The organism is Polaribacter sp. M10 (genome assembly GCF_054968445.1).
In genome coordinates, this window is sequence record NZ_JBSSBG010000012.1 from 106181 (window position 1) to 114008 (window position 7828).

General features: G+C 32.9%; 4 protein-coding genes. All 4 read left to right on the forward strand.

Annotated elements, in window-relative coordinates:
• The first annotated feature begins 269 nt into the window (after positions 1–269).
• The 4 genes from ACWYN7_RS11790 to ACWYN7_RS11805 all read left to right on the forward strand — a co-directional run bounded on the left by ACWYN7_RS11790 (position 270) and on the right by ACWYN7_RS11805 (position 7663).
• On the forward strand, positions 270–3497 hold the full coding sequence (locus tag ACWYN7_RS11790) for a SusC/RagA family TonB-linked outer membrane protein (protein WP_462860166.1): 3228 nt from the start codon (positions 270–272) through the stop codon (positions 3495–3497).
• 20 nt (positions 3498–3517) lie between these two features.
• Positions 3518–5269, forward strand: coding sequence for a RagB/SusD family nutrient uptake outer membrane protein (locus ACWYN7_RS11795; RefSeq protein ID WP_462860167.1), 1752 nt, complete (start codon positions 3518–3520; stop codon positions 5267–5269).
• Between the two features lie 101 nt (positions 5270–5370).
• A complete protein-coding gene (locus ACWYN7_RS11800; protein WP_462860168.1) occupies positions 5371–6147 on the forward strand; it encodes a T9SS type A sorting domain-containing protein in 777 nt (258 codons plus the stop codon).
• An 85-nt stretch (positions 6148–6232) separates the two neighbouring features.
• Entirely contained in the window at positions 6233–7663 is a 1431-nt protein-coding gene (locus ACWYN7_RS11805) for a sulfatase-like hydrolase/transferase (protein ID WP_462860169.1), read from the forward strand.
• The last annotated feature ends 165 nt before the right edge of the window (positions 7664–7828 follow it).

Consider the following 7828-nt stretch of genomic DNA (forward strand, 5'->3'; position numbering starts at 1 on the left):
TTTAATATATTGTCAGATAAAAAGCTAAAGCGGATATCATAGCAATATCTTTCCAATATTTTTTTAATTTAATTCTACATCCTAATAAAATAGCAGGTAAACCTTAAATCTGTCTATTCATAACAAAGACCAGTAAATTGAGCTAGAAAGGGCAAATACACCCCTTAATTTGCATTATAAGTCCCCCTCAAAACACAGTTATTATAAGAAATTTGTCTCCAAGACCAATAAATTAAATCAAAATAATTAACTAAACAGAAAATTTTTATATGAACAATCAAATAAAGCTTTTTAGTAAACGTTGGGAAAAACTGACGTGTATGCTCTTAGTATGTTTTTTTACTTCATTTTCTTATGCAAATAAGGTTGATGATTTTAAAAACAAAAAAACAAATCAGGTTCAACAAAAAACCATAACAGGTACAATTAAAGATATAAATGGAATGCCTCTTCTTGGGGCAAGTGTTGTTGAGAAAGGTACAACAAATGGTGTGCAAACAGATTTTGATGGAAAATATTCCATTAAAGTTGCCAATAATGCTACATTGGTCTTTTCTTATTTAGGTTTTGTTAATAAAGAAGTTAATGTATCTTCAAAAAATGTAGTTAATGTAGTTCTTGAAGAAGATATTTCTAGTCTAGATGAGATTGTTATTGTTGGTTATGGTACCCAAAAGAAAATTAATGTAACTGGTGCTGTTTCATCAATTAAGGCAAATGATGTTGTTTCAACACCCGCACCCAATGCTAGAAGTCTACTAATTGGGCAAGTACCAGGATTAATAACAAATCAAAACCCAGGATTACCAGGTCAAGATGGGGTAGGGCTAAGCATTCGTGGTTTTGGAAATCCGTTGGTTATTGTAGATGGTGTAGAATCATCTTTTGATAGACTTGACTCTAATGATATAGAAGATATATCTATACTTAAAGATGCTGCTGCTGCTATTTACGGTGTAAGAGGTGGTGATGGAGTAATTTTGGTAACAACAAAACGAGGAAAAACTGGTGCTGCCAAGTTAAGCTACCATGGATATACTGGTTTTCAAAATCCTATTAAATTTCTGCAGCCATCCTCTGCTGCTGCTTATGTTCAAGCTAAAAGAAATGGTATCTTTAATACTCAATATAATCCAGGTTTCCCAGACGCGCCAATTGACTACGGACCAGAATGGTCTGAAGAGCGTTTGGCTCAATATCAGTCTGGAGAATTACCAAGTTATGATTGGGTAGATGCACTTCTAAAAAGTAGCGGAAGTCAATTATCAGCTCATAACTTTAGCGTAAGCGGTGGTTCTGAAAAAGTTAGATATTTTACCTCTTTAGGGTTTTTAAACCAAAATGCTATTTTTAAGGGAGATTATAGTTACAATAAATTTAATATCACAAATAATTTAGATGTTGATTTAACAGATGATTTATCATTATCTTTAAATTCATCTTATATTGATGAAACTACAGATTATCCAGCAGCAGGTATTGGTGAGTTATGGAATGATTTAAGAACTGCACAACCTTTTTACAATCCAGAACTACCAGATCCAGATAGAGCACCTTACAGTGGTTTTTCTCAACGTTCTCCTGTCGCCAGAATTTATCAAAGGTTTGGGGGGTACAATTTAAATGAAACAAAAACTTTAGCAGCAGCCTTAGAATTAAAATACAAACTTCCTTTTATAAAAGGTCTAACAGCGGGTGCTAGAGCTAATGTAAGACAACGAGATAGAAAATCTTTTAGACTTACTAAAACTTATGGTATTTATGAGTATTTTCCAGAAACAGATACATATAGATTAGAGCAAACAGTTAACCCAGAGCCACTTTTTAGTAGAGGGTTCCTTGCTGGAGATGGTGACCCTACAATGCGATTTTTATCTCGTTTTTATCTAAATTTTGATAATACTTTCGGTAAACACAAAGTTTCTGGTTTAGTTTTTGTTGAAAACGAATATAACGAAGTAGATAATATTAATATTTTACGTAGAGACCTTTTATCTGACGAAGTTGAGCAGATTGGTACATCTCTAAACGAAACAACCGAAATAAATGGTAGAGGTATTCCTGGTGAGTATGCACGTTTAAGTTACGCTGGTAGATTTAATTATTCTTTCGATAATAAGTATTTATTTGAAGCAACGATTCGTGCTGATGCGAGTTCAATTGTTGCCCCAGAAGCTAGATGGGGATACTTTCCTTCAGTTTCTATAGGTTGGAATTTAGCAGAAGAAAGCTTCTTGAAAGATTCAATGGTAGATTTATTGAAGCTAAGACTATCTTATAGTGAAACAGGTAGAGATACAGGAATTGGTTATACAACCTTTGATTATTTAACTGGGTTTACAGAAAATGGTGGTATTTACTACCTTGATGGTGAAGCTGTACCTACAATTAGAACAGAAGGGTTAGTTAATCGAAACTTATCTTGGATAAATATTATAAATTATAATGCAGGTTTAGACTTTAGATTACTTAAAGGTAAATTTTATGGTGGTGTAGACGCCTTTTACAGAATTAGAGAAGGGCTTTTCGGAGCAGCGATAGAAGAAGTACCATCCATATTTGGTGCTAACTTACCTCAAGTAAATATTAATTCAAGAAACGACCGAGGTGTAGAGTTTAATTTAGGCTATAAAGGTAAAATTGGAGATTTAAAAATAAATTTAGATGGTAACTTCACCTATGCTCGTGAGCGTTTTCAAAATATACAACAAGATATTGATTTTGATGACCCAAATCAAGTACGTATCGATTTTCTAAATGGTAGACATGTAAACAGAACCTTTGGCTATGTAAGTGATGGTTTAATAAATACACAAGATGAACTAGACGCATATATAAACGCAACCACTTTCGAAACGCTAGATGGAGGGCTTCCTCAACTAGGTGATATTAAATATGTAGATGTTTCTGGTCCAGATGGTGTACCTGATGGTGTAATCAATAGGTTTGATGTTCAAGAAATTGGGTATGGTAGTAGTCCAGATATTAATTTTGGATTTAATGCAAAATTAACCTACAAAAACGTTTCTCTTACCGCACTTTTTCAAGGAGCTTCTATGTTTGATGTTCGTGCACAAGGAGGCGTTTTTAGAAATCCTTTTGACAATGAAATGTCTTTGCTCACATTACATGAAGAGTACAGTTGGACACAAGATCCTAACAACCCAGGAGTAGGCAACAACCCTAACGCTGCATTACCTGGATATACTGACAATGGAGGTAGAGATTGGAATAATAATTTTTCTGATTTCTGGCTTAGAGATGGTACTTACCTACGTTTAAAAACGGTAACCTTAAACTATGCCGTAGATAAAGATATACTAGATAAAATAGGTTTTAAAAACTTAAGTTTCTATGTAACAGGTGATAATTTATTCACATGGACAAGATTAGGTATTTATGACGATGTAATTGATCCAGAACAGTCTTATAACAATAGTGGCTATAGTATACCACTATTAAGAACATTTACTTTTGGTTTAAAAATGGGGTTATAATAAATTAAAAAACACTAAAAATGAAAAAAATTATTTATTTACTTATTATTTGTTGTTTTGCATTTGTTGGATGTGAAAAACAACTAGAATTAGATCCTAACTTTATATCTGAAGCTTCAGTTTTTGAAGATGAAAATTTAACAGAAGCCTATATAGCTGATGTATATCAAAGATCATTATTTCAATATTCTACAGGTGCAAATATGGGATTGTTCTCTGCCATGGGTGCAGAATATATAAATTTTGCGAACTGGCAACAACCAAACCAAGCTTTTCGTAGAGCATATACGCAAGATACAGGCCCAGGACCTTTAGATCGTTGGAACTATGGGAACATGAGAGATATGAACTTTCTTTTAGAAAATATTGAACTTAGTGAATCCTTGGATGCAGATTATATAAAAGCAAAAAAAGCTGAGGTTCGTTTTTTAAGAGCTTACGATTACTTTGAAATGGTAAAGCGTTTTGGTGGTGTTCCTATTTTAACAAGTGTTCTAAACAGAGATGATAGTTATGAAGAATTATATCTTCCTAGAAATACAGAACAAGAAGTTTATGATTTTATTTACAATGAAACTCAAGCTATTTTAAATGATTTTTCTGATGATAAAAGAGGAGCCAATGGACGTGTAGATAAATACGCTGTATTAATGTTGCAGAGTAGAGCAATGCTTTATGCTGCTAGTATTGCTAAAAATGGTGAGTTAGGTCCAAATGGAGTAGTTGGTATCCCAGCAGGTTTAGCAAATTCTTATTATCAGAAAAGTTATGACGCTTCAAAACAAATAATAGATTCTGGAATGTTTAGTTTAATAGATTCTGGTTCAGATAAGGTGGCCAACTATGCCTCTATTTTCTTAACAGAAGGTACTAATAATAGTGAAACCATTTTTGCAGAAATATATGAACCAGTTGTTAGAGGTCATAGCTTAGATTTGTTAGCGACTCCTCAAGGTTTTGGGGCTACATGGAATTCTAATTTTCCTGTAATTTATGATTTTGTTGAGCTATTTGATTTTACTGATGGTCGTTCAGGTAAAGTAAACAGGTCTTTATTAACAGGCTCAAATACCTGGGATTTAGATGACTTTTTTGGAAATAGAGATCCTCGTTTTAGAGCTTCGGTATTCTACCCAGAATCAGAATGGCAAAACCAACGTGTTTGGTTTCATAATAAGGTTATCAAAGCAAATGGTAGTACAGGAAATAGTACAAATACTACATTTGTTAGAGCAGATGGTGTAGAAATGCCAGAAGCAAGTCTACCTAGAAACAGACAAAATACATCTTTGCTTTTACGAAAAAGACTAGATGAGAGTAATCCTCAACCTATTGGTCAAGCCTCTGGCCAAGACTATATTGTCTATAGATATGGAGAAACACTATTAAATTTTGCTGAAGCTGCTTTCTATTTAAATAAAACAGGAGAATCATTAGATGCTATTAATCAAATCAGAGCAAGAGCAGGAATGCCTCTTAGAGCTAATATTACAGAAGATTTTATAAGACAAGAACGTCAAGTAGAACTTTGCTTTGAAGATCAAAGATACTGGGACTTAATTCGCTGGCGTATTGCTCCATTATATTTAGATGGTGTAAAAAATAAAGGGTTAGTATTTGCATATGTAGAAGCTTCAGATGAATACATCATTACCCTTAAAAATGCCGAGGGTGGTTTTACAAGAACTTTTGGGCCAGAGCGTTATTATTTGCCTTTTGGTAATGGTAGACTTGCAGATAATCCTAATATGGTTCAAAATCCTGGTTACTAATAATTTATTATATAAAAATAAAAAAAAAGCTGTTCAAAGTTTGACTAATGCAAACAACTTTGAACAGCTACAATTAAAATTAATCTTAAAAACTATTTATTATGAAAAAAATTACTTTTTTACTTGTATTATTAACCGTTAGCTTTTGCTATAGCCAAGAGTTGTTTACAGACGGTGGTTTTGAAAATGCCAATACCGAAAATGTATGGTACACTGCTGATGGTCCTGCATCATTAGGTTTCCCTTTTGCAAGTGATACTCAACGAACAGGAGATTACAGAGCAAATCTCGGTAACGAAAAAGGGTCTATAAACCAAGATATAACGCCAACACCTGGTGTAGAATATACTGTAAGTTTTTGGTGGAGATTTAACAACACAGGCTCTACAACAGATGCTACTGCTGGTATTTATACAACAGCAAGTGGTACAGCTGTTTCAGATGAAATAAGACTACCAATGGGTACAGAAAGTGGAGAAGACTGGCAAAATACAACATTTACATTTACCTCTACCTTTCCTAGTGTACGTTTTACTGTTTCAAAACCCTATAGAAGTATTGTTACACCTCAGTCTGTAAACAATTCAATGCGATTTGATGATATGAGTATTGTACCCACAAGTTCTTTATCAGTAGATAATTTTTCAAAATTCAATTTTAGAACATATCCAAATCCTGCAGATGACAATTTATACTTATCAGCGGCAAATACTATAGAAAAAATAGAAATTTACAACCTTTTAGGTAAACAAGTAATAAATCAACAAATATCAAATAAAACTTATAAGACTAATATTTCTGATCTTTCTCAGGGCGTTTATCTTTTAAAAGTTTACATAGATGGTGTTGTTGGTACACGTAAATTTGTTAAAAGATAAACATAAGTTTTACCCTAATTGAAATCTAGATAAAGGTTTTTATTAAGAATAAAAACCTTTATCTCTTAAAGATTAAAAACACAACATGATTAAATATTCTTACCTGTGCGCAATTTTTCTATTCCTTTTTGTTTCTTGTATTAAAGATAAAAAGGTAAAAAAAGAAGAAGATCAAAATATAAATCAAACTCCACCAAATGTTGTTGTTATAGTTGTAGACGATGCTGGTTATGTAGATTTTGGCTTTATGGGTAGTAAAGATTTAGATACGCCACATATAGATCAATTGGCTAAAGATGGGGTATACTTTACAGATGCTCATGTAAGCGCAACTGTTTGCGCCCCCTCAAGAGCTGGGTTAATAACAGGTAAATACCAACAAAGATTCGGTTTTGAAGCTAATCATACAGGAGACAAACACACAGGAGATATTGGTTTATCTGATGATGTTACCACCTTAGCAGACGTTTTTAAAGAAAACAATTACAATACAGTTGCCATTGGAAAATGGCATTTGGGTGAAACAAAAACAGATCAACCAAAACAGAGAGGATTTAAAGATTTTTATGGATTTTTAAGTGGAGGAAGATCTTACTTCCCTATTAAAAATCCTCCAGCTACTCATGCACTACAACACAATGGAAAACGAGTTATATTCGATGGTTACCTAACAGATGTTTTGGGTGATTACGCTGTTGATTATGTTCAAAAAAACAAAGACCATCCTTTTTTTATGTATTTAGCATACAATGCAGTTCATACTCCAATGCATGCTAAAGAAGAAGATTTACTAAAATACAAAGATCATCCAAGAAAAGAACTTGCTGCAATGACCTGGTCTTTAGATCAGAATATTGGAAAACTGCGCAATAAATTAAAAGAACTAGATTTACTAGACAACACCTTGATTTATTTTATAAGTGATAACGGAGGAGCACATAATAACAGTTCTAACAACGGTGAATTGAAAGGTTGGAAAGGGAATAAATTTGAAGGTGGACATCGCGTACCATTTATTGTTAGTTGGCCTGCAAAAATTGAAAAAAATCAAAAATTTACAGGTTTAACATCTTCTTTAGATATTTTTACCACTTCAATTGCAGCTGCAAATATAAAAGTGAGTGAAGATTTATCATTAGATGGTGTTAACTTATTGCCATATTTGATGAGTGAAAAAAGTGGTAATCCTCATAAAAAATTATATTGGCGAAAATTAGAAGAAGCTGCTGCCAGGCACGGAGATTATAAACTCATCCGATTAGAAAATCATGGCAGTGTTTTATACAATCTATCAAAAGATATCGGTGAAATGAATAACCTTGCTGATTCAGATACACTTACTTTAAATAATTTATCTAAAGGATTATCTACCTGGGAGTCTAAATTGATTGATCCTTTATGGAAAGAAGACAAACCTTGGATGGATGTAACCCATTATATCCATAAAAGTTTAATGGAGAATAAAACTGTATTATATATGTCTCCCAATGGAGTTAAAAATCGTTTAAATAAATAACCGCATTAAGGTATATGACGGCCAAAATAGATTGCAAAATTAACTAAAATAAAACAATAAAAAGATTATGACAGCAGGATTTGATATTTGGGACTATATAGTTTTTGTAGCTTACGCCATTTTAATTTTAGGCGTTGGTTTATGGGTTTCTCGTGATAAAAAAGG

Coding starts and splice junctions, on each gene's coding strand:
- ACWYN7_RS11800 (WP_462860168.1), top strand. CDS start 5,371: ATGAAAAAAATTACTTTTTTACTTGTATTATTAACCGTTAGCTTTTGC.
- ACWYN7_RS11790 (WP_462860166.1), top strand. CDS start 270: ATGAACAATCAAATAAAGCTTTTTAGTAAACGTTGGGAAAAACTGACG.
- ACWYN7_RS11795 (WP_462860167.1), top strand. CDS start 3,518: ATGAAAAAAATTATTTATTTACTTATTATTTGTTGTTTTGCATTTGTT.
- ACWYN7_RS11805 (WP_462860169.1), top strand. CDS start 6,233: ATGATTAAATATTCTTACCTGTGCGCAATTTTTCTATTCCTTTTTGTT.